We start from the raw sequence: 21,307 nt of genomic DNA, 5'->3' as shown, positions 1-21,307 counted from the left end.
CATGGAGACCGTCCGCCGACGGCTCGCCGGAGTCGTCTTCCTCGTCGTGCCCGCACTCCTCGTGTGGCTCGCCGTCGCCGTCTACAACAAGGACTTCGTCGACTCCGACACCGTCGCCGTCGAGACCGGCACCGTCGGCAACGAGATGCACCTCGGCGCCGAGGTGAAACTGCGCGGCGTCGTCCTCGGTGAGGTCCGCAAGATCGACGCCACCCCCACCGGCGCCCGCCTCACCCTCGCCCTCGAACCCGGCGCGCTCGACCGGATCCCCGACGACGTGCACGCCCAGATGCTGCCGACCACCCTGTTCGGGGAGCGCTACGTCGCCCTCGTACCGCCCGGCGACCCGAGCACCACCACGCTGGCCGCCGGCGCGACCATCCCGCAGGACCGGTCCGCCAACGCCATCGAACTGCAACAGGTCCTCGACGACGTCCTGCCGATGCTCACCGCCGTCCAGCCGCAGAAGCTGTCCGCGACCCTGTCCGCCGTCTCACAGGCACTGGAGGGACGGGGCAACCAGCTCGGCGAGACGCTCACCCAACTCGACGCGCACCTGCGGAAGTTCAACCCCAACCTGCCCACCCTGAACGAGGACCTGAAGGAACTCGTCAAGGTCTCGCACGTGTACGCCGACGCGGCGCCCGGCATCCTCGACGCGCTCACCGACCTCACCACCACCAGCGGCACCATCGCCGAGAAGGAGGCCGACCTGGCCTCCGCGTACGGCGACACGACCCGCGCCGCCGAGGACCTCGACGCCTTCCTGCGCGCCAACCAGGACAACATCATCCGGCTCTCCGCCACCTCCCGGCCCACGCTCCGGCTGCTCGCGGAGTACGCGCCGTCCTTCCCGTGCACCCTGCGCACCCTCGCCGACTTCGTGCCGCGCATGGACAAGGTGCTCGGCAAGGGCACCGGCCGCCCGGGACTGCACGTCGACGTCACCACCGTGCCGGCCAGGGGCGGGTACGTCGCCGGACGCGACACCCCCGCGTACGGCTCAGGCGGCGGGCCGCGCTGCTACCCCGTGCCCTACCTCGGCGCGGCCACCGCGAAGGCACCCGTGACCGCCTCCGCCTCCGCCGAGCAGGACCTCGGGCCCGCCAACTCGCCGCAGGAGAACGACCTGGTGAACGAGCTCATCGCGCCGGGCGCCAAGGCCGCGCCCGACGACCTGCCCGACTGGTCGAGCCTGCTCGCCGGGCCCGTCTACCGGGGAGCGGAGGTGAACCTCAAGTGAGCCCAGGCAGCGCAGACAGCGCAGGAAAAGGGGAGTTCGCGCATCTCAAGCGGCGGTCCCTGGCCGGACCGCTGGTCAAGTCCCTCGTCTTCGTCGTCGTCACCGCCCTCGCCACCACCGTGCTCGGCCTGAGCATCGCCAACACCGGCGTGGGCACGGACACCACCACGTACAAGGCCCTGTTCACCGACGTCACCGGGCTCATCGACGGCGACGGCGTCCGGATCTCCGGCGTCAAGGTCGGCGAGGTGACCGACGTCCGCGTCGTCGACCGGCGCACCGCGCAGGTCACCTTCACCGTCGAGCACGACCGGCGGCTGCCGAGCACCACGACGGCCGCCGTGAAGTACCTCAACATGGTCGGCCAGCGGTACGTGTCCCTGGAGCGCGGCACCGGCGACGCGACGGGCGAACTCACCCCCGGATCCACCATCCCGCTCCGGCACACCACGCCCGCCCTCGACCTGACCCTCCTCTTCAACGGCTTCAAGCCGCTCTTCGAGGGCCTGTCCCCGCACGACGTCAACCACCTCGCGGGCTCCATCGTCAAGGTGCTCCAGGGCGAGGGCGGCACCGTCGACAGCCTCATCCGGCACGTCGGCTCCCTGTCCACGACCGTCGCCGCCAAGGACAAGGTGATCGGCGAGGTCATCGGCAACCTCACCGACGTACTGACCACGATCAACGACCGCGAGGCCCGGTTCGACGACCTCGTCACCACCCTCAAGCAGCTCGTCTCCGGCTTCAACGAGGACCGGGAGCCGCTCGGTGACGCCGTCGAGGCGATGGGCGACCTGACGACCGTCACCGCCGGATTCCTGAAGGACACCCGCAAGCCGCTCAAGGACGACATCCACCAGCTGGGCCGGCTCTCCACGTCGCTCGGCGACGGCCTCCCGCAGATCCAGAACTTCCTCGACAAGACCCCCGCCAAGCTGACCGCCCTGTCGCGGCTCACGTCGTACGGATCCTGGTTCAACCTCTACCTCTGCGAGGCGAAGGTCAGCGGCGTGACCATGAGCGACGGGTCGAAGCCGCCCACCGGAATCTCCGTCGAAGAAGCGAGGTGCCGGTGAACAGGCCCCGGATGAAACCCGTGCAGGAACGCAACCCGGTCGCCGTCGCACTCGTCGGCCTCGTCGCACTCGCCCTGCTCGCGCTCGCCGCGTTCAACGCGAGCGGCCTGCCGCTGATCGGCGGCGGCACCACCTACACCGCCGACTTCAGCGAGGCCGCCGGGCTCGGCGACGGCGACGAGGTGCGGATCGCCGGCGTGAAGGTCGGCGAGGTCAACGGCATCGCCCTCGACGGGAACAAGGTCAAGGTCTCCTTCGAGATCGAGGACGACAGCACCTGGATCGGCGACCGGACCACCGCCGCCATCGCCATCAAGACCCTCCTCGGCGAGAAGTACGTCGCCCTCGACCCGGTCGGCGGCGCCCGCCAGAACCCCGGCACCCGCATCCCGCTGTCCCGCACCACCTCCCCGTACGACGTCACCGAGGCGTTCCAGGACCTCAGCGGCACCATCGACCAGATCGACACCCAGCAGCTCGCGGCCAGCTTCGACACCATCTCCGAGACCTTCAAGGACTCGCCGCCCGACGTGAAGGCGGCCGTGAAGGGACTGTCCGCGCTGTCGAAGACCGTCTCCTCGCGCGACACCCAGCTCGCCCAACTCCTCGCCGGGAGCAAGAAGCTGACGAAGACGCTCCAGACGAAGAAGTCCAGCTTCGAGACCCTCATCGACGACGGCGGCTCGCTGCTCGGCGAACTGAAGAAGCGACGCGCCGCCATCAAGGCGCTGCTCAGCGGCAGCCAGGCCCTCGGCCGTGAGCTCGGCGGGCTCGTCGACGACAACGAGAAACAGCTCGACCCGACCCTCAAGGCCCTCGGCCGGGTCACCGACGTCCTGGAGAAGAACCAGGGCAAGCTCGACCGGACCCTCGCCCTCGTCGGCCCCTACTACCGGCTCGTCGGCAACACCCTCGGCAACGGCCGCTGGTTCGACAGCTATCTGTGCGGCGTCGTGCCGCGCACCTACCTGCCCGCCACGTCGCTGCCCAAGACCTCCTGCATGCCGCCGAAGAACGGCAGGTACGACGTGAAGGCCGGTGACCGGGGATGACCGTGCGCAGAAAACTCCTCGTCGGCGGGCTCGCGCTCGCCGTCCTGATCGCCGCGGGCATCGTCGGCGTACGGGCCGCCACCCCCGGCGGCACCCGCATCACCGCCTACTTCGACCGGGCCGTCGGCATCTACGCCGGATCCGACCTGCGGATCCTCGGCGTGCGGGTCGGCACGGTCGGGGCGGTCGAGCCCGAGGGCACCCGGGTACGGGTGACGCTCGACGTCGACGACGGGGTGAAGGTGCCGGTGGGCGCCCGGGCCGTCGCCGTCGCCCCCAGCGTCGTCGCCGACCGGTACGTCCAGCTCACCCCCGCCTACACGTCCGGGCCCGCACTGCGCGACGGCGCGAAACTGCCCGCGTCCCGCAACCGCACCCCCGTCGAGATCGACCAGCTCTACGACAGCGTCACCGAACTCAGCAAGGCCCTCGGCCCCGGCGGCGCCAACGCCGAGGGCGCCCTGTCCGGGCTGCTCGACACCGGCGCGAAGAACCTCAAGGGCAACGGGACCGCGATGGGCGACAGCATCGAGCAGTTCGGCAAGGCCGCCAAGACGCTCAACGGCAGCAGCGACGACCTGTTCACCACCCTCAGCCGGCTCCAGACGTTCACCACGATGCTGAAGGAGAAGGACGGCGGGGTGCGCACCGCACAGGAGAACCTCGACGACGTCACCAGCTTCTTCGCCGACAACCGGGACGACCTCGCGGGCGCCCTGCGCGAACTCGGCACGGCGCTCGGCCAGGTCAAGAAGTTCATCAGGGACAACCGCGGCGAACTCAAGAAGAACGTCGACCGGCTGGTCCCGATCACCCAGACCCTGGTGGCCCAACGGGCCTCCCTGGCCGAGGCGTTGGACGTCGCCCCGCTCGCCGCGGGCAACGTCGTCAACGCGTACGACCCGAGGACCCGCACCCTGGACGGCCGCGCCGACCTCAACGAGCTGAGCATGGGCGGACCCCTGCTGCCGCTCCCGGCGACGGGGACCGAGCGATGAGGGCCCGCACCGGCGGCGCCATCGGCGGGGCCCTGGCCATCACGGCGGCCTTCTGCCTCACCCTCGGCGTGTTCACGGTCCCGACCCCGTCGTTCGGCGGCATCGAGGACCTCCCGCTCCCCGGCGGCGCCGACCTCGGCCCGCACCCCTACACCGTCACCGCCGACATGAAGGACGTCCTCAGCCTCGTCCCGCAGTCCGCGGTCAAGGTGAACGACGTCGCCGTCGGGCGCGTGACCGACATCCGGCTGACCGGCGGCGACAGCTGGGCCGCCCGCGTCACCATGCGGCTCAACGGGGACGTCAGACTGCCGGCCGGCACCGGCGCCCGGCTGGAACAGTCCAGCCTGCTCGGCGAGAAGTACGTCCAGCTCGTCGCACCCGACCAGGGCACCGGCACCCTGCACGCCGGCGCCCGCATCCCGCTCTCCCGCACCGGCCGCAACACCGAGGTGGAAGAGGTCTTCGGCGCACTGTCCCTGCTGCTCAACGGCGGCGGCGTCAACCAGCTCAAGACCATCACCGTCGAACTCAACAAGGCGGTCGGCGGCCGGGAGACCGAAGTGCGCTCCACGCTGCGCCGCGTCAACACCCTCGTCACGAACCTCGACGACCACCGCGGCGACATCACCGCCGCCCTCGACGGCGTCAACCGGCTCTCGTCGACGCTCGCGCACCGCAAGAAGGACGTGGGGACCGTGCTCACCGATCTGTCGCCCGGCCTCAAGACCCTGGAGAAACAACGGGGTTCACTGATGACGATGCTGCGCTCCCTCGACCGGCTCAAGGGTGTCGCCGTCGAGACCATCGACACCGGCAAGGCCGACATGGTCGCCGACCTCAAGGCCATCGCCCCCACCCTCAAGGCCCTCGCCGACTCCGGCGCCGACCTGCCCGACTCGCTGCAGGTGCTGCTCACCTACCCGTTCACGGACGAGGTGCTGCGCGGCATCAAGGGCGACTACCTCAACGCGTACCTGGACATCGCGGCGGTGCCCGGCACCCAGCTGATCCCACCGCTGACGTCCGTGTCCTCGTCACCGACCCCGACCGCGACGGCCCAGAAGCAGAACCAGAAGCAGACGGCAGCGACGTCGTCTTCGCCGCTGCCGCTGCCCGCCGTGTCGTCGGGCGGAGGCAGCCGATGATCACCCTCGCCGTCCGCCTCAAGAACCTCGCGTTCCTCGTCATCGCCGTCGTCGTCCTCGCCTTCCTCGGCATCCGGTACGCCGACCTCGGCCGCTACGTCGGCGCCTCCGACTACTACACCGTCAAGGTCGAACTCCCGCGCACCGGAGGCCTGTTCACCCACTCCGACGTCACCTACCGGGGCGTGTCCGTGGGCCGGGTCGGACCGATCGGGCTGACCCCGGACGGCGTCGAGGCCGAGCTGCGCATCGAGCGGTCGGCGCCGCACATCCCGGACGACGCCAAGGCCGTCGTGGCGAGCCTGTCGGCGGTCGGCGAGCAGTACATCGACCTGCGCCCCGACCGCACCGACGGCCCCTACCTCGCGGACGGCTCCCGCATCGACCCGTCGGCGACGAGCGTGCCGCGGCCCGTCACCGACGTCCTCGCGAGCGTCGACGACCTCACCACGTCCGTACCGCTGGACTCGCTGCGCACCGTGGTCGACGAGTTCGGCAAGGCCTTCGAGGGCCGCGGCCAGGACCTCCAGCTCCTCATGGACAACGGCTCGCAGTTCGTCGCGGCCGCCGACCGGGCGCTGCCGCACACCACGAAACTCATGGCCGACGGGGCGATCGTGCTCCGCACCCAGGCCGAGGAGGGCCAGGCCATCCGGGACTTCGCGTCCGGCGCGAAGGACCTCGCGGCCACCCTGAAGGGCTCCGACGCCGACCTGCGCGAGCTGATCATGGCGGCTCCCGAGGCGGCGACCCAGCTCAGCGGGCTGCTGCGGGACCTGGACCCCGAGGTCGGCGTCGTCCTCGCCAACCTCCTCACCACCTCAGAGGTGGCCGTCACCCGGCAGCGCGGCACCGAGGAGCTCCTCGTGAAGCTCCCGCAGGCCGTCGCGGCGGGCGCCTCGGCCGTCGACGGAAAGAAGGTCAACATCGGCATGGCGGTCACCTTCTTCAAACCCCTGCCCTGCACGGCCGGCTACGCGGGCACGCGCCACCGCCTCGGCACCGACCTGAGCGCGGCCCCCGCCCTCAACACCGGCGCGCGCTGCACGGCGTCGCCGTCGAGCGGGATCAACGTGCGCGGCTCGGCGAACGCGCCGCGCGGCGGGGCCGTGCCGAGGCCGGCCAGGCCGGGCGCGCTGTCGCTGCCGGCCCTGGACGACGCGTCGGCCGCTCCGTCGTCCGGCATGGCCGGGCTGCTCGGCCTTTCCCGTACCGGGAGCGGCTCATGACGCCCCGCACGGCCGGTCGCCGTGGGCGGGTCCTCGCGGGGGTGGGACTCGCCGCGGCGACCGTGCTGTGCGGGGTCGGAACCTGGTCGTACGCGCAGGCGCGGGGCGACGACGACCTCGCGTACGGCCGGGCGCGGGACGCCGCGCTCGACGACGGACGGTCGGCCGTCGCGACCCTGTCCACCCTGGACGCGTCGACGAAGGACCGGGCCAGGACCGGCGTCACCCACTGGCGGACGGTCACCACGGGCCCGCTGCGCACCCAGCTCGGCCGGGTGGCACCGGCCGCCGGGGCGTCCTCGCGCGGGGTCGTCACCGACGCGGCGGTCACCGCGCTCGACGACCGCGCGGGCACGGCGAAACTGATCGCGACGGTCCGCGTGGACACCACCCCGAAGGACACCGGTTCCCCCACCTCCGACCGCAAACGCCTGGAGGCGACCCTCGCCCGCACGGCCGACGGCACGTGGAAGGTGAAGACGCTGAGCGCGGTGCCGGTGACGGGGGTGTCGGGATGACGGAACAGCGCGTACGAGTGGCGCCGGGGGCGCGGGCGGCGGAGCCCGCGAGCGGGGTGTCCGAGGCGGCCGGGACCGGGGCCGAGGCGATCGGTACCGAATCGGCCGAGGAGTACGAGGCCGCGCAGACGGAGGCCGCAGAGGCCGCCGGACAGGGGATCGGGCCGGTGCTCCGGGTCGACGAGGCAGGACCGGACCCGGACGGGTCCCGTCTGGACGGGGCCACCTCGAACGGGGCCCGTCCGGACGGGACCAGTCTGGAAAGGGCCACCCTGGACGGGGCCGACCTGGGCAAGGGCGCCCTGGACGAGGCCGCCCTGGGCAGGGCCGACCTGGGCAGGGCCGATCCGGGCAGGGCCGACCTGGGCAGGGCCGATCCGGACAGGGCCGATCCGGACAGGGCCGTTTCGGATGGAGCCGCCCCGCACAAGGTCGGCCTGGACGGAACCACCCCAGACGGGACCGATCCGAACGGAGCCAGCGCAGAGGGAGCCGCCCCGGACGGGTCCGCCCCGGACGGGTCCGGTCTGGACGGGTCCGGTCTGGACGGGTCCGGTCTGGACGGGTCCGCCCCAGACGGGGCCGATCCGGAACGGGACAGCCCAGATAGGGATGACCCAGACGGGTTCGCCCTGGACAGGGCCGATCTGGACGAGTCCGATCTGGACAGGTCCACCCCAGACGGAGTCGATCCGGAACGGGCCAACCCAGACGGGGCCAACCCGGCCGGGGCCAACCCGGACGGAGCCAGCCCCGACGGAGCCGACCCGGACGGGGACAGCCCCGACGGAGCCGGCCCGGACGAGGGTGTGCGGCGCCCGTTTCGTACCCTCGTCGCCCTCTGCGCCGCAGCCCTCGTCCTCGCCCTCACCGGAGGCGTACTCCTCTACCAGGCGCACGCCTTGCGGACCGCGCCCGCCGTGGGCAACCACGCGCTCACCGACGCCGAGGCGACCAACCGGCTCAACGGTGACGTGAGCAGTGCGCTCGGGAAGGTGTTCTCGTACGCGCCCGGCGGCACCGACGCCACCGAACGGTCGGCGCGGGAGGTCCTGTCGGGGTGGGCCGCCCAGCAGTACGAGCAGCTCTTCGCCCAGGTCAGGGCGGACGTCGGCAAGCAGCGGCTGACCCTCACCACGCAGGCCGTCCGGATCGGCACCGTCAGCCTGCGCGGTGACACCGCGCACCTGCTCGTCTTCCTCGACCAGACCGCGCGGCGCGGCAAGAAGAAGCCCACCACCTCCGCCGCCCAGCTGTCCGTCACGGCCGAACTGCGCGGCGACGTGTGGCGGATCGTCGACATCAAGGCCAGGTGACCCACCCATGACCCGAGAAGAAGGGCGCTCCATGGACCGGTTCGGCAAGGCGCTGCTCGTCGCCGCGCTCGCCCTCACCCTCGTCGCGGGCGGCGTCGCCGCCTGGGCGGGCTGGTCCTGGTACGGCGCCGCGCACGACGACACCGCCGGATACGCCGCCGCCCGCGACGACGCCCTGGAGGCCGGCGAGCAGGCCGTGCAGAACCTCAACACCCTCGACCACCGCAGCCTCGGCCGCGGCCTCGACCTGTGGGAGGCGTCCACCACCGGCGACCTGCACTCCCAACTCGTTCAAGGCCGGGCCCAGTTCGAGGAGCAGGTGCGCGGCGCCAAGACGGTCAGCACCGCCAAGGTGCTCTCCGGCGCCGTCACCGAGCTCGACGAACGCGCGGGCCGCGCCCGCGTCATGGTCGCCCTGCGCATCACCGTGCGCGCCTCCGGCCAGAAGCCCACCGACAAGGACAGCCGCATGCTCGGCGAACTCACCCGCACCGACGGCCGCTGGAAGCTCAGCGCGCTCGGCCAGGCCCCGGTCGGCGACACCGCGACGACCACCGACTGACGCGAAGGAGAGGAGCCCCGGATGCCGTCGACCACCCGCCACCACCTCAACCGTCAGCGCCGCCTGGCCACCCTGCCGCAGCCCCCCGCCGCACGCACCGCGCCCCGCCCGGCGCCCACCGCACCGGCCCCGCCCCGATCCTCCGACCCGGCCCCCGAGCAGGCCCCGGCACGGTCCCGCCCACGCGTACGGCTGCGTGCCCGGTCCGCGCCGCGGGCCGACGGCCGTGCGCCCACCCGCCTGCTGGCCGCCCTCTGCCTGCTCACCCTCCTCCTCGGCGGCTTCGCCGGCTGGGCGTACGCACGGACGAGCGACCTCACGGACGACGCCGCCACCCGCAACACCGCCCTCACCGACCCGGCCCGCACCAGCGAGGTCAAGGGCCGCGCGGAGAAGGCCGTGAACGCGCTCTTCTCGTACGACTACGCCAACCCGCAGACGGCACGGAAGGCCACCGCCGACCTCCTCACCGGAAAGGCCGTCGCCCAGCACCGCGCCCTCGTCGCCCCCGTGCTCGCGCAGGCGGAGAAGCAGAAGACGGTGGTCACCACGACGGTCACCGACAGCGCCGTGGAGCGCATCGACGGCGACCGCGCCCGGGTGCTCGTCTACGCCGACCAGAGCAGCACCAGCACCGCCGCGAAGGCGAAGGACGCCGCGAACTACGCGGGCGCGATGCTCGCCGTCGACCTCGTACGCAAGGACGGCCGCTGGCTGGTCTCCGCCATCGACACCTTCGGCAGCTGAAGAAAGGGCCACCATGCGTCCCCCGCGTCCCCGTAGCCTCCGCCTGCGCCGCCGACTGCGCGGCACCGCCGTGGCCGTCGCCGCCACCGCCCTGCTCACCGCGTCCCAAGCCCCGGACGTCGTCGAGGAGTTGACGAAGAACGCGGCGCGCGACGACGTGTCGCCGAGCGTCGCCGACGGCCCCCTGCCGCGCGTCGACTCCCAGGGCGACGACTCGTACCACACGGAACTGCCGCCGCTCTCGACGCCGCAGGCCCCGAACGTGACCTTCCCCGCCGAGCAGGTCCGCGCCGAATCCGGCCTCCCGGCCACCGTCCTCGCCGCCTACCGCCGCGCCGAGTCCTCCGTCGCCCGCACCGACCCGGGCTGCCGGCTGCCGTGGCAGCTGCTCGCCGCGATCGGCAAGGTCGAGTCGGGGCAGGCGCGCGGCGGCGACGTGGACGCGAACGGCACCACCCGGCACCGCATCACGGGACCCGCCCTGAACGGCGACGGCTTCGCCCTGATCCGGGACACCGAGGGCGGCGCCTGGGACGGCGACGCCGTGTACGACCGGGCGGTCGTGGACGGCGACGCCGTGTACGACCGGGCGGTCGGACCGATGCAGTTCCTGCCGGGCACCTGGCGCCGCTGGGGCGCCGACGGCAACGGGGACGGCCGCGCCGACCCCAACAACATCTTCGACGCCGCCCTCGGCGCCGGCCACTACCTGTGCGCGGGCAGCCGCGACCTGGGCACGACGGGCGGCCTGGAGCGGGCGATCCTCAGCTACAACTACTCCCGCGACTACCTCCGGCTCGTCCTGCACTGGCTGGAGTTCTACCGCGAGGGCGTGCACACGGTGCCCGACGGCCGGGGCGTGGTCCCGGTCAGCCCGGGCGCGGGCTCCGACACCCAGGCCACCGAACCGGTGGGCGACAAGGGCGGGCAGGGCGGGGGCGGCATCGTCGTCGGACCCGACCCGACGAAGCCCCCGGGCACCCCGAAGCCGACGGCCTCGCCCTCGCCGACCGACGAGCCGAGCCCCACCCCCGGCCCCAGCGACACCGGCGAACCGCCCGTCACGGACCCGCCGACGACCCCGCCGCCCACCGACCCGCCGACCACCGACGAGCCCACCGACCCGGGCACGCCGACCGACGCCTGCCCGTCCGACAGCGCCACGCCGACCGAGACGCCGACCCCCACCGACACCCCGACGGACTCCGCCTCACCCTGTGCGACACCCGGCGCCTGACGGCGGCGCCGGGGGCGCGGTCTCCCAGCCCGAACCGATCCGGTAGGTGCCCGCGGCGGGCGCGACCAGCTCGGTGAACTCGCCGCGCCGCCGCACCGTCAGGCAGCCGCCCTCCGCCTTCAGCCACGGCGAGTACGCGACCCGCAGCGTCGCCGTACCGGCGCGCGGGAAGCGGACCGTGACCCGCGCCCCGTCCGACCGGACGACGGTCGCGGGCGCGGACACCAGCGGCACCGCGTCCCGCACCCGGTACACGCGCCAGTGCGGGTCGCGCCACACCGGCTCCAGATAGCGGATGCCGCGGCGCACGAACGCGGCCTCCTGCTCGGCGAACCCGTCCGGCCTGCCCTCCGGCAGCACGACGAAGCCGACCGCCCAGCGGTCCAGCCACGCCCGGTACGTCGCCGCCGAGAACGAGCCGTCGTAGAAGAGCCGCCCGCGCTCGATGTCGAGCTGCCGGTTCCAGCCGCGCGCCATGTTCACGTACGGGGCGAGCGCGGTGGCCTCGCGGTGGTTGCGGGCCGGGATCACCTCGACGCGGGTGCGGTCGGCGCCGAGCCGCCGCAACTCCCGTACGACACCGCCGGTCTCGGCCGCCCACGTCGGGACCCGCGTCGACACCCGCAGGTCGTCGGCGGTCTTCTGCGCCACCCAGGCCGAGGACAGCACGAGTGCCACGGCGAGCAGCACCGCCCGTGTGCGCCGTAGGCCCGGCGTGCGCAGGGCCGCCAACAGGACGGCGGGCGCGGCGAGTTCGGCGAGGCGCTCCACGTTCGTGCCGACGGGGGAGGGCACCAGATACGTGACGACGGTGCCCAGCGCGTAGACGGCCGCCGCCCACCGCGTCACCCGCCAGCGCGCCGGCGCCGCCACCACGGCCGCGAGCGCGAAGAGGACGGGTGGCCAGATCCGGTCCTGCGGCATCAACTGCTCGCCCTTGAAGGGGAAGAGCAGCGTCGTCGCCGCGACGACGAGCGCGGGCGGCGCCATGCAGACCGCCGCCCGCCACCAGTCCCGTACGAGCAGGTGGCCCGCCCCGACAACGGCCAGAAACAGACCCGCCACCGGGGAGGCCATGGTGGCGAGGGCCGCGCACAGCACGGCGGCCGGGTGTGCGGGGCGGCCCCTGAGCAGCACGCAGGCCCCGAGGCCGAAGGCGAGGCCCAGCGCGAACGTGGTCCGGCCCGACGCCACGTTGCACCACAGCGCCAGCGACAGCAGCACCGCGGGACCGACGGGGCGGGCGATCCCGGTCCGCACCACCAGGACCGCGCCCAGCCAGGCCGCCACGAGCCCGGACGTCACCGTCACCGGGCGCACCCCGATCTCGGCCATCAAGTAGGGCGAGATCAGCGAGTAGTTGGCGGTGTGCATGCCGCCGTACCAGAACAGGTTGTACGCCGACGCCCCGTGGTCGGCGGCGAACCGCGCCCACGCCTCCTGCGCCGCGAGGTCGCCGCCGCCGGTGGCCAGGAACAGCGCCCACACCACGTACAGCGGCAGGGTGGGCGCCGTGGCGAGCAGGGCGACGCGGTGGCGTTCGGGCAGCGAGGACAGGGAGGGCAGGGTGGGTCGTCGGCGTGCGAGGGGCAGGTCGACCGTGGCCACGGCTAGCGGTCCGTTCCGTTGCGGTGCGTCTTCGGATGGGTGGGGCATGTTTCACGGACGAAGACGCGTCACGCAACGGACATGTTCACTCGGGGCACGGATTCGGCCGAATCGTCCCGGGGTCTACTTGGCCGGCGTCGCCACCCGAAGCTCCTTGACGCCGTTGAGCCAGGCCGCGCGGAGCCGGCGCGGATCGCCCGCGAGCCGCAGGTCGGGCAGGGCGTCCGCGATGGCGTTGAAGATCAGGTCGATCTCCAGGATGGCCAGGGACTTGCCGAGGCAGAAGTGCGGTCCGCCGCCGCCGAAGCCGAGGTGCGGGTTGGGGTCGCGAGTGATGTCGAAGACGTCCGGGTTCTCGAAGACCTCCGGGTCGTGGTTGGCGGACGAGTAGAAGATGCCGACGCGGTCGCCCGCCCTGATCTTCTGTCCGCCGAGCTCGGTGTCCTGGGTGGCGGTCCGCTGGAAGGAGACGACGGGCGTCGCCCAGCGGACGATCTCCTCGGCGGCGGTGCTCGGCCGCTCCCGCTTGTAGAGCTCCCACTGGTCGGGGTGGGTGAGGAAGGCGTGCATGCCGTGCGTGATGGCGTTGCGCGTCGTCTCGTTGCCGGCGACGGCGAGCAGGATCACGAAGAACCCGAACTCGTCGGAGGACAGGTTCCCCTCGTCCTCGGCGGCGACCAGCTGGCTGACGATGTCCTTCGCCGGGCACTGCTTGCGCTCGGCGGCCAGGTTCATCGCGTAGCCGACGATCTCCATCGCGGCCTCGGCGCCGATCTCCTCGGTGATCGCGTACTCGGGGTCGTCGTACGCCACCATCTTGTTGGACCAGTCGAAGACCCGGGACCGGTCGTCCTGCGCGATGCCGATGAGTTCGGCGATGGCCTGCAGCGGCAGCTCGACCGCGACGTTCGTGACGAAGTCGAACGAGCCGTCGGGGCCCGCCTGCCGGGCGGCCTCGGTGACGATGGCGCGGGCCCGGTCGCGGAGCTTCTCCTCCAGGGACCGGATGGCGCGCGGGGTGAAGCCGCGCTGCACTATCTGGCGCACCCGGGTGTGCTCGGGCGGGTCCATGTTCAGCATGATCAGCTTCTGGACCTCGATCTGGTCGCGCTGGATCGAGGAGTTGAAGCGGATCACGGCGGTGTTGAGGTTGGAGGAGTAGATCTCCGGGTGGGTGGAGACGTACTTGACGTCCGCGTGCCGGGTCACCGCCCAGTAGCCCGCGTCGGCGAAGCCGGAGATGCCGGGTTCCTGCGGAATCCAGCGAACCGGTTCGGCCTGCCGCAGCTGGGCGAACTCCGGGTGGGGCACGCGGTCTTGGAGCAGGTCCGGGTCGGTGAAGTCGAACCCGTCGGGCAGCGCGGGGCACGGCATGGGCAACTCCCGTGATGTTCTGACACTCCGTCAGGTCTGGCTGGAAAGGTAGTAACGGGTTCTAGAAGTGGCAAGGGTCGCGGGTGTGTCGGTTCCGTGTGTTGTGCTTGCACGCCCCTTGCGTACCGGGGGTAAGCGCGCCGAGACTGCACGGAGAACTGGTACGCGTTCTAGTTTCTTCCGTCCGGGATTGCGTGGAAAGGACGAGGGTCATGGCAGCGGAGCCCGTCATCGTCGAAGCCGTACGTACCCCGATCGGCAAGCGCGGTGGCGCGCTGGCCAATCTCCACCCCTCGTACCTGCTGGGCGAGACGTACCGGGAACTGCTCGGCCGCACCGGCATCCACGCGGACTGCGTCGAGCAGATCGTCGGCGGCACCGTGACCCACGCCGGCGAGCAGTCCATGAACCCGGCGCGCACCGCCTGGCTCACCATGGGTCTGCCGTACGAGACCGCCGCGACGACCGTGGACTGTCAGTGCGGCTCGTCCCAGCAGGCCTCGCACATGACCGCCAACATGATCGCGGCGGGCGTCATCGACGTCGGCATCTCGTGCGGCGTCGAGGCGATGTCGCGCGTGCCGCTCGGCTCGGGCTCCAAGCACGGCCCCGGCAAACCGTTCCCCGACGAGTGGAACGTGGACCTGCCCAACCAGTTCGAGGCCGCCGAACGCATCGCGCGACGCCGCGAGTTGACACGTGAGAACGTCGACGCGCTCGGTCTCGTCTCGCAGGAGCGGGCCGCCGTCGCGTGGGCGGAGGAGCGGTTCAAGCGCGAGACGTTCGCCGTGCAGGTCCCGACGACCGAGGAGGAGCAGGCCGCCGGACAGGGCATGTGGCGGCTCGTCGACCGGGACGAGGGGCTGCGCGACACGACCATGGAGGGCCTGGCCCGCCTCAAGCCCGTGATGCCCACGGCCGTCCACACGGCGGGGAACTCGTCCCAGATCTCCGACGGCGCCTCCGCCATCATGTGGGCGTCCAAGCGGATGGCGCGGGCCCTGAAGCTGAAGCCGCGGGCCCGGATCGTCGCCCAGGCGCTGGTGGGCGCCGACCCGCACTACCATCTGGACGGCCCGGTCGACGCGACGCGCGCGGTCCTCGGCAAGGCGGGCATGACGCTCAAGGACATCGACATCGTCGAGATCAACGAGGCGTTCGCCTCGGTGGTGCTGAGCTGGACGCAGGTCTTCGAGCAGGACCTGGAGAAGGTGAACGTGAACGGCGGCGCGATCGCCCTCGGCCACCCCGTCGGCGCGACCGGCGCCCGCCTCATCACCACCGCGCTGCACGAACTGGAGCGCAGGGACAAGGAGTTCGCGCTGATCACCATGTGCGCGGGCGGGGCGCTCGCCACCGGCACCATCATCCAGCGGCTCTAGAGGCCCGCAGGCCCTGGGGCTTCCCCGTGGGGCGGGGTGGACTCAAGTCCACCCCGGGGCCGGGGGCGGCTCGGATGTCCGGGGCCCGGGGGTCGTCCATACCGTCGAGCCATGACGAACTCGACGCGCAACTCCCGTACCACCGCCCGCACTTCGCGGTCCCGCCGCGGTCTCGCCGTGGTCGCCGCCCTGCTGCTCGCCGGCGGCGTCGCGGCCCCGGCCGCGGTCGCGGCGGCCGACACCGGCCGGCCCGCGCAGCACGCCACGGCGTCCTGGCGCGGCGGCCTGGTCGCCATGGAACCCGTCGCCTCCTTCGACCGCGCCGCCGTCACCCGGTGGCTGGCCGAGCGCGAGATGGACACGGGCACCGTGCGGCACGGCGTCACCGCGTACCGGCTGACCTACCGGACCGTGGACGCCTACGGCCGGCCCACCACCGCGACCGGACTGTTCACGCTCCCCACCGGCGGCGGCCACCGCCTCGGCCTCGTCTCCGACACCCACGGCACCATGGTCAACCGGGACTACGCGCCGTCCGTGGGCGACGACTTCGGCCGCGTCCCCTCCTATCTGAACGCCGCCGCGGGCAAGGCCGTCGCCGCCCCGGACTACCTGGGCCTCGGCAAGGGGCCCGGCCGCCATCCCTACATGGACACGGCGTCGTCCGTCACGGCCTCCGTCGACATGCTGCGGGCCGCCCGCGAGGCCGCGCACCGGCTCGGCCGCCCGCTCACCGGCGACGTCTACGCCACCGGCTTCTCGCAGGGCGGGCAGGTCGCGATGGCCCTCGGCAAGGCGCTCCAGGACGGCGCCGACCGCCACTTCAGGCTGCGGGCCCTCGCGCCGGTCAGCGGCCCGTACGACCTGTCGGGCCAGGAGATCCCGGCCCTCTACGACGGCCGCGTCAACGACACCAGCGGCCTCTTCTACACCGCGTACTTCCTGGTCGCCCAGAACCGGCTGCACCCCATCTACAAGGACCCGGGCGAGGTCTTCCGGGCCCCGTACGCGGACCGGGTCGAGGCGCTCTTCGACGGCGAGCACTCCGAGGAGGACGTGATCAAGGGGCTCCCGGCGACGGTGAAGGAGCTGCTGACGCCGGAGTTCTACGACCTGATGCGGCACCCCACGGGCGCCCTGAAGGAGGCCATCGAGGGGAACGACGGCGCGTGCGCCTGGAAGCCGGCCGCCCCGGTGCGGCTGTACGCGGGCGCGGCCGACACGGACGTCCCGATCGGCAACGCGAGGAGCTGCGCGGCGCAACTGGCGGCCAGGGGAGTGCGGGCCCCGGTCCTGGACCAGGGCGAGGACGCGGACCACTTCGGCAGCTTCCAGAGGTCGGCGCCTCAGGTGACACGCTGGTTCGGACGGTTCAGCCAGGGGCCCCACGCTGCGGCACTGTGACGACGACGAAATGGGCGGCACCACAAGGTGCCGCCCATCGAAGGTGCCGGTCAGTACCAACCGTTGGCCTGCCAGTGCGCCCAAGCGCCACAGGCACTTCCGTACCGCTCGTTCATGTAGTTGACGCCCCAGCTGATCTGCGTCTCGGGGTTGGTCTTCCAGTCGGACCCGGCGGACGCCATCTTGTTGGCGGGCAGCGCCTGCACCAGGCCGTAGGCGCCGGTGGACGAGTTCGTCGCGTTCGGGTTCCAGCCGCTCTCGCGGGACACGATGTTGTCGAAGCACGAGAACTGCGCGGAGTCCGAGATCTTCTGCTGGGCGATCGCCTTGGCGGAGGCCGGCGCGGCCTGGGCCGGCGCCGAGGCGAAGAGCATGCCGGTCGTGGCGGCCGCGATGGTGGCGCCGGCGATGGCCTTCTTCGGAGTGGCGATGCGGCGGAGGAGCGTGGCGGACAAGGCGGAACCTTCCGTGGGGGACGGGGCGTGCGTCGGCGCCGGGCCCTGGCGGGGGCTGCGGCGCCGTGCGACTGCTCCACAGAAACAGGACCGCAGGGCGAATGCAATGCCCCCCTTTGCTAGTGGAAGTCGTACCTGGGTTATATGTCCCTTTTGTGTTCTGGGTCTCAAAGCCCAGGTCAGCGCGTCGACGTCGGTCAAGGGAAGGTAAAGCGCTGCTACGAACGACGGTAGGAGGTGACCTCGGTCATGTGGGACGCTTCACGACGCCCGGACGCTCACGAGCCGTCGAACGTGACCGGCGTCTCGAACGCGGCCCGCCGCGTGGCCCGGCGCAGCGCCTTCAGGACGGCGCCGCCGACGGTCAGTGTCAGCACCACGGTCAGCGCGGCCCGCCCCAGGTCCCAGCCGAGCGACGTGGCCGCGCAGTACGCCAGGAACCGGGCGAGGTTCTCGTGCAGCGCGGCGTCCGGCTGGTACGCCACCGACGACGCGAGGGCGTCCATGAAGGGCCAGCCCGCGAGGTTCATGATCGTGCCGTACGCGAACGCGGCCAGGAACCCGTACCCGGCGAGCAGCATCAGCTCGGCCCGGCCGCGCAGCCGGTCCGGGCCCGGCAGCAGGCCCGCACCCATCGTGAACCAGCCCATGGACAGCATCTGGAACGGCATCCAGGGCCCCACCCCGCCGGTCAGCAGCGCCGACGCGAACATGCTGAGCGAGCCGAGCACGAAGCCGAAGCCCGGACCGAGGACCCGCCCGCTGAGCACCATCAGGAAGAACATCGGCTCGATGCCCGCCGTGCCGGCGCCGATCGGGCGCAGCGCCGCCCCCGCGGCGGCCAGCACGCCGAGCATGGCGACCGCCTTGGGCCCCAGGCCCGACTCCGAGATCGTCGCGGCGACCACGGCCACCAGCAGCACGAGCAGGCCCGCGAACAGCCACGGCGCGTCCTGCGCGTGCGCGTTCACCTGCGAACCGGGCCCGGTGATCAGCGGCCAGCCGATGCCGACCACGCCGACGGCGCTCACCAGGAGCAGCGCGGCGACGGAGCGCGGGCCGAGCCGGACCGGCCTGACCTGCGGGGTGTGCGGGGTGTGCGGGGCGGTCATGCCAGCGCCTTCTCGACCTGGGACACCGTGAGCCACCGCTGCGGCGCGAGGATCTTCGCGACCTGCGGGGCGAAGGACGGGGACGAGGTGACGATGTCCGGGGTCGGACCGTCCGCCACGACCTCGCCGTCCGCGAGGATCGCCACCCGGTGCGTCAGCTCCGCCGCCAGCTCGACGTCGTGCGTCGCCATGACGATGGCGTGGCCCGCCGCCGACAGGTTCCGCAGGACGGCGACCAGCCGGGCCTTCGCCGCGTAGTCCAGACCGCGGGTCGGCTCGTCGAGCAGCAGCAGCGGCGGGGCCGCCGTCAGCACGATCGCCAGGGCGAGGGTGAGGCGCTGGCCCTCCGACAGGTCGCGCGGGTGGGTGCCGTCGGCGATGCCCGGCAGCAGGTCCGAGAGCAGGGCGCGGCAGGTGCCGGGTGCGGCGTCCGCGTCCTTGTCGGCCGCCGCGCACTCCGCCGCGACCGTGTCCGCGCAGAGCAGGTCCCGGGGTTCCTGCGGGACGAGGCCGACCTTGCGGATCAGTTCGCGGGGGGTGGCCTTGTGCGGGTCGGCTCCGCCTACCCTGGCCGTTCCCGTGGTGGGCTTGACCAGTCCTACGAGGGTGGAGAGCAGCGTCGACTTTCCGGCGCCGTTGCGGCCCATCAGCGCGATGATCTCGCCGGGCGTGACGGTGAGGTCGACGTGGCGCAGGGCCTCCACACGGCCCCGGCGCACGCCCAGCCGGACGGCCTCCGCCACGGGGCTCCGCCCCGGACCCCGCTCCTCAATCGCCGGAGGGGCTTGATGGGGCGGAGGCGCTTGATGGGGCGGAGGGGCTTGATTGGGTGGAGGGGCTTGATCGAGGGGAGAAGTTGGATGGGGCGAAGGAGCTTGATTGGGCGGAAGGGCTTGATGGGGTGGAAGTGTGCTCAGGCGGTCCCTCAGTGGGCCCGCCGCTCGTCGCGCGTTGCGGACCGTCAGGGGCAGCGGGTCCCAGCCCGCCAGCCGGCCCAGGCCCACCACCGGCGGGAACACCGGTGACTCGGCCATGATCGCGGCCGGTTCACCCACGCGCAGTGGCTCCCCGGCGGCCGGCAGCAGGGCGACCTGGTCCGCGTACTGAATGACCCGCTCCAGGCGGTGCTCGGCCATCAGGACCGTCGTACCGAGGTCGTGGACCAGGCGCTGGAGCACCGAGAGGACCTCCTCCGCGGCGGCCGGGTCGAGGGCCGACGTCGGCTCGTCGAGGACCAGGACCCGGGGGTGCGGGGTGAGCACCGAGCCGATCGCGACCCGCTGCTGCTGGCCGCCGGAGAGCGTGGCGATGGGGCGGTCCCGCAGGTCCGCCAGGCCGAGCAGGTCGAGGGTCTCCTCCACGCGGCGCCGCATCACCGGCGCGGGCAGCCCCAACGACTCCATGCCGTAAGCGAGTTCGTCCTCGACGGTGTCCGTCACGAAGTGGGCGAGCGGGTCCTGGCCGACCGTGCCGACGACGTCCGCGAGCTCCCGGGGCTTGTGGGTGCGGGTGTCACGGCCCGCGACGGTGACCCGCCCGGCGAGGGTGCCGCCGGTGAAGTGCGGCACGAGACCGCTGACCGCGCCGAGCAGCGTCGACTTGCCGACCCCGGAAGGACCGGCGAGCAGCATCAGCTCGCCCTCGGGCACGTGGAGCCGGATGCCGCGCACGGTGGGCTCCGGGGCGCCGTCGTACGTCACGGAGACGTCCTCGAAGCGGATCATGACGCTGCCTCCGTCGGCTTGGTCGGGGGATGGGGCGCGGGGGTGACGAACGCGGGGAGCAGACCGAGCAGGATGCCCGCCGCGGGCCACAGCGGCAGCTGCGGCATCGCGAGCGGCACGACCGGCGGCTGCAGCGCGGCCGGGTCCTGGCCGCCGCTCCAGATCATGACCGCGGCGGCCGCCGCCCCGGACACCGCGACGAGCCAGGCGCGCACGCCCCACACGTCGGGCCGGTACCGGGTGCGCACCGTGCGCCGGCCGCCCAGCCACAGCCCGCCGAGCGCGGCGGCGACCCCGGCGAGCAGCACCGGCAGGCCGTAGCCCGCGCCGGACGACGCGAGCAGGCCGTACGTGCCCGCGCACACCCCGATGAGACCGCCCAGGGTCAGTACCGCGGTGGCCCGGCGCACCGCGGGCGGCACCTCGGCGGTGCGGCCGTAGCCGCGCGCGTCCATCGCCGCGGCGAGCGACACCGACCGTTCCAGCGCGCCCTCCAGGACCGGCAGCCCGACCTGGAGCAGCCCGCGCAGCCCGCTGTCGGGACGCCCCCGCAGCCGCCTGGCCGCACGCAGCCTGCGCACGTCGGCGATCAGGTTCGGGGCGAACGTCATCGCCACGACGACCGCGACCCCGGCCTCGTACAGGGCGCCCGGCAGGGACTTGAGGAGCCGGGACGGGGACGCGAGGGCGTTCGCGGCGCCGACGCAGATCAGCAGCGTGGCCAGCTTCAGACCGTCGTAGAACGCGAACACCAGCCCTTCGAGCGTGACCCGGCCGCCGATCCGCACGCCTTGCGCCCAGTCCGGCAGCGGCACCTCGGGCAGCGTGACGACGAGATGGGTGCCCGGGATCGGCGAGCCGAGGAAGACGGCGAAGACGAGCCGGATGCCGATGACGGCGAGCCCCAGCTTCACGAACGCCCCGTACGAACGCGCCCACGGCGCCTCCGTCCGGCGCGCCGCCACCACGTACCCGGCGACCCCGATCAGCAGGGCGAGCAGCAGCGGGTTCGTGGTGCGGGACGCGGCCGTGCCCAGGCCGAGCGCCCAGATCCACCAGGCGCCCGGATGCACGGCGTTGGAACGGTGGGCGCGCGGGGCCCGCAGCGAGGACACGGCCATG

At 72.8% G+C, this 21,307-nt stretch carries 19 protein-coding genes; 13 read left to right on the top strand and 6 right to left on the bottom strand.

All coding sequences use genetic code 11. The annotated features are described in order from the left end of the window. The first annotated feature begins 1 nt into the window (after position 1). Genes RBJ77_RS26925 through RBJ77_RS26875 form a run of 11 tightly spaced genes read left to right on the top strand, consistent with a single transcriptional unit; the run spans position 2 to position 11,126 of the window. The gene (locus RBJ77_RS26925) at positions 2-1,243 is read left to right on the top strand and encodes an MCE family protein (protein ID WP_372347385.1); all 1,242 of its coding nucleotides are present in this window, start codon (positions 2-4) and stop codon (positions 1,241-1,243) included. After that, the gene (locus RBJ77_RS26920; RefSeq protein WP_372347384.1) at positions 1,240-2,319 is read left to right on the top strand and encodes an MCE family protein; all 1,080 of its coding nucleotides are present in this window, start codon (positions 1,240-1,242) and stop codon (positions 2,317-2,319) included. The genes RBJ77_RS26925 and RBJ77_RS26920 overlap by 4 nt, the downstream gene beginning before the upstream one ends. An 11-nt stretch (positions 2,320-2,330) precedes the next feature. Beyond that, positions 2,331-3,371 carry an MCE family protein gene (locus RBJ77_RS26915; RefSeq protein WP_255976414.1) on the top strand — a complete coding sequence of 347 codons (1,041 nt, stop codon included), beginning with the start codon at positions 2,331-2,333 and terminating at the stop codon, positions 3,369-3,371. Beyond that, entirely contained in the window at positions 3,368-4,369 is a 1,002-nt protein-coding gene (locus RBJ77_RS26910) for an MCE family protein (protein WP_372347383.1), read from the top strand. The genes RBJ77_RS26915 and RBJ77_RS26910 overlap by 4 nt, the downstream gene beginning before the upstream one ends. Further along, positions 4,366-5,517 (top strand): MCE family protein, encoded by a 1,152-nt coding sequence (locus RBJ77_RS26905; protein WP_372347382.1) that lies wholly within the window; start codon positions 4,366-4,368, stop codon positions 5,515-5,517. Before RBJ77_RS26910 ends, RBJ77_RS26905 begins: the two co-directional genes overlap by 4 nt. Further along, the gene (locus tag RBJ77_RS26900) at positions 5,514-6,746 is read left to right on the top strand and encodes an MlaD family protein (RefSeq protein ID WP_372347381.1); all 1,233 of its coding nucleotides are present in this window, start codon (positions 5,514-5,516) and stop codon (positions 6,744-6,746) included. The genes RBJ77_RS26905 and RBJ77_RS26900 overlap by 4 nt, the downstream gene beginning before the upstream one ends. Further along, a complete protein-coding gene (locus RBJ77_RS26895) occupies positions 6,743-7,264 on the top strand; it encodes a hypothetical protein (RefSeq protein WP_372347380.1) in 522 nt (173 codons plus the stop codon). Before RBJ77_RS26900 ends, RBJ77_RS26895 begins: the two co-directional genes overlap by 4 nt. Then, a complete protein-coding gene (locus tag RBJ77_RS26890) occupies positions 7,261-8,580 on the top strand; it encodes a pentapeptide repeat-containing protein (RefSeq protein WP_372347379.1) in 1,320 nt (439 codons plus the stop codon). Before RBJ77_RS26895 ends, RBJ77_RS26890 begins: the two co-directional genes overlap by 4 nt. 7 nt (positions 8,581-8,587) lie before the next feature. Further along, on the top strand, positions 8,588-9,142 hold the full coding sequence (locus RBJ77_RS26885) for a nuclear transport factor 2 family protein (RefSeq protein WP_372347378.1): 555 nt from the start codon (positions 8,588-8,590) through the stop codon (positions 9,140-9,142). A gap of 21 nt (positions 9,143-9,163) precedes the next feature. Further along, a complete protein-coding gene (locus RBJ77_RS26880) occupies positions 9,164-9,889 on the top strand; it encodes a hypothetical protein (protein ID WP_372347377.1) in 726 nt (241 codons plus the stop codon). Between the two features lie 13 nt (positions 9,890-9,902). Then, complete coding sequence (locus tag RBJ77_RS26875; RefSeq protein ID WP_372347376.1) at positions 9,903-11,126, top strand: lytic transglycosylase domain-containing protein; 1,224 nt, start codon at positions 9,903-9,905, stop codon at positions 11,124-11,126. Here RBJ77_RS26875 and RBJ77_RS26870 read toward each other — a convergent pair. Both RBJ77_RS26870 and RBJ77_RS26865 read right to left on the bottom strand, forming a co-directional pair. After that, entirely contained in the window at positions 11,100-12,734 is a 1,635-nt protein-coding gene (locus RBJ77_RS26870) for a hypothetical protein (protein WP_372347375.1), read from the bottom strand. The two genes, RBJ77_RS26875 and RBJ77_RS26870, sit on opposite strands and share 27 nt — an antisense overlap. Before the next feature lie 123 nt (positions 12,735-12,857). Beyond that, a complete protein-coding gene (locus RBJ77_RS26865) occupies positions 12,858-14,108 on the bottom strand; it encodes a cytochrome P450 (protein WP_372347374.1) in 1,251 nt (416 codons plus the stop codon). Between the two features lie 212 nt (positions 14,109-14,320). On the opposite strand from RBJ77_RS26865, the gene RBJ77_RS26860 reads away from it, so the two are divergent. After that, positions 14,321-15,490, top strand: coding sequence for a steroid 3-ketoacyl-CoA thiolase (locus RBJ77_RS26860; RefSeq protein WP_255969102.1), 1,170 nt, complete (start codon positions 14,321-14,323; stop codon positions 15,488-15,490). 111 nt (positions 15,491-15,601) lie between these two features. Then, positions 15,602-16,894, top strand: coding sequence for an alpha/beta hydrolase (locus RBJ77_RS26855; protein WP_372347373.1), 1,293 nt, complete (start codon positions 15,602-15,604; stop codon positions 16,892-16,894). A gap of 50 nt (positions 16,895-16,944) precedes the next feature. Here the strand turns inward: RBJ77_RS26855 and RBJ77_RS26850 are convergent, their stop codons facing one another. The 4 genes from RBJ77_RS26850 to RBJ77_RS26835 all read right to left on the bottom strand — a co-directional run bounded on the left by RBJ77_RS26850 (position 16,945) and on the right by RBJ77_RS26835 (position 21,306). Further along, positions 16,945-17,349, bottom strand: a complete 405-nt coding sequence (locus RBJ77_RS26850; RefSeq protein WP_372347372.1) for a transglycosylase SLT domain-containing protein — start codon at positions 17,347-17,349, stop codon at positions 16,945-16,947. Positions 17,350-17,627: 278 nt separating this feature from the next. Continuing rightward, entirely contained in the window at positions 17,628-18,461 is an 834-nt protein-coding gene (locus RBJ77_RS26845) for an ECF transporter S component (protein WP_372347371.1), read from the bottom strand. Next, a complete protein-coding gene (locus RBJ77_RS26840) occupies positions 18,458-20,185 on the bottom strand; it encodes an ABC transporter ATP-binding protein (RefSeq protein WP_372347370.1) in 1,728 nt (575 codons plus the stop codon). Before RBJ77_RS26840 ends, RBJ77_RS26845 begins: the two co-directional genes overlap by 4 nt. Then, complete coding sequence (locus RBJ77_RS26835; RefSeq protein WP_372347369.1) at positions 20,182-21,306, bottom strand: energy-coupling factor transporter transmembrane component T; 1,125 nt, start codon at positions 21,304-21,306, stop codon at positions 20,182-20,184. The genes RBJ77_RS26840 and RBJ77_RS26835 overlap by 4 nt, the downstream gene beginning before the upstream one ends. Position 21,307: the final 1 nt, after the last annotated feature.

Origin of the sequence: Streptomyces sp. KL116D (assembly GCF_030766975.1) — a bacterium.
GTDB lineage: Bacteria > Actinomycetota > Actinomycetes > Streptomycetales > Streptomycetaceae > Streptomyces > Streptomyces longispororuber_A.
Note: the sequence above shows the minus strand (reverse complement) of the source record. Positions and strands in the feature narration are given on the sequence as shown.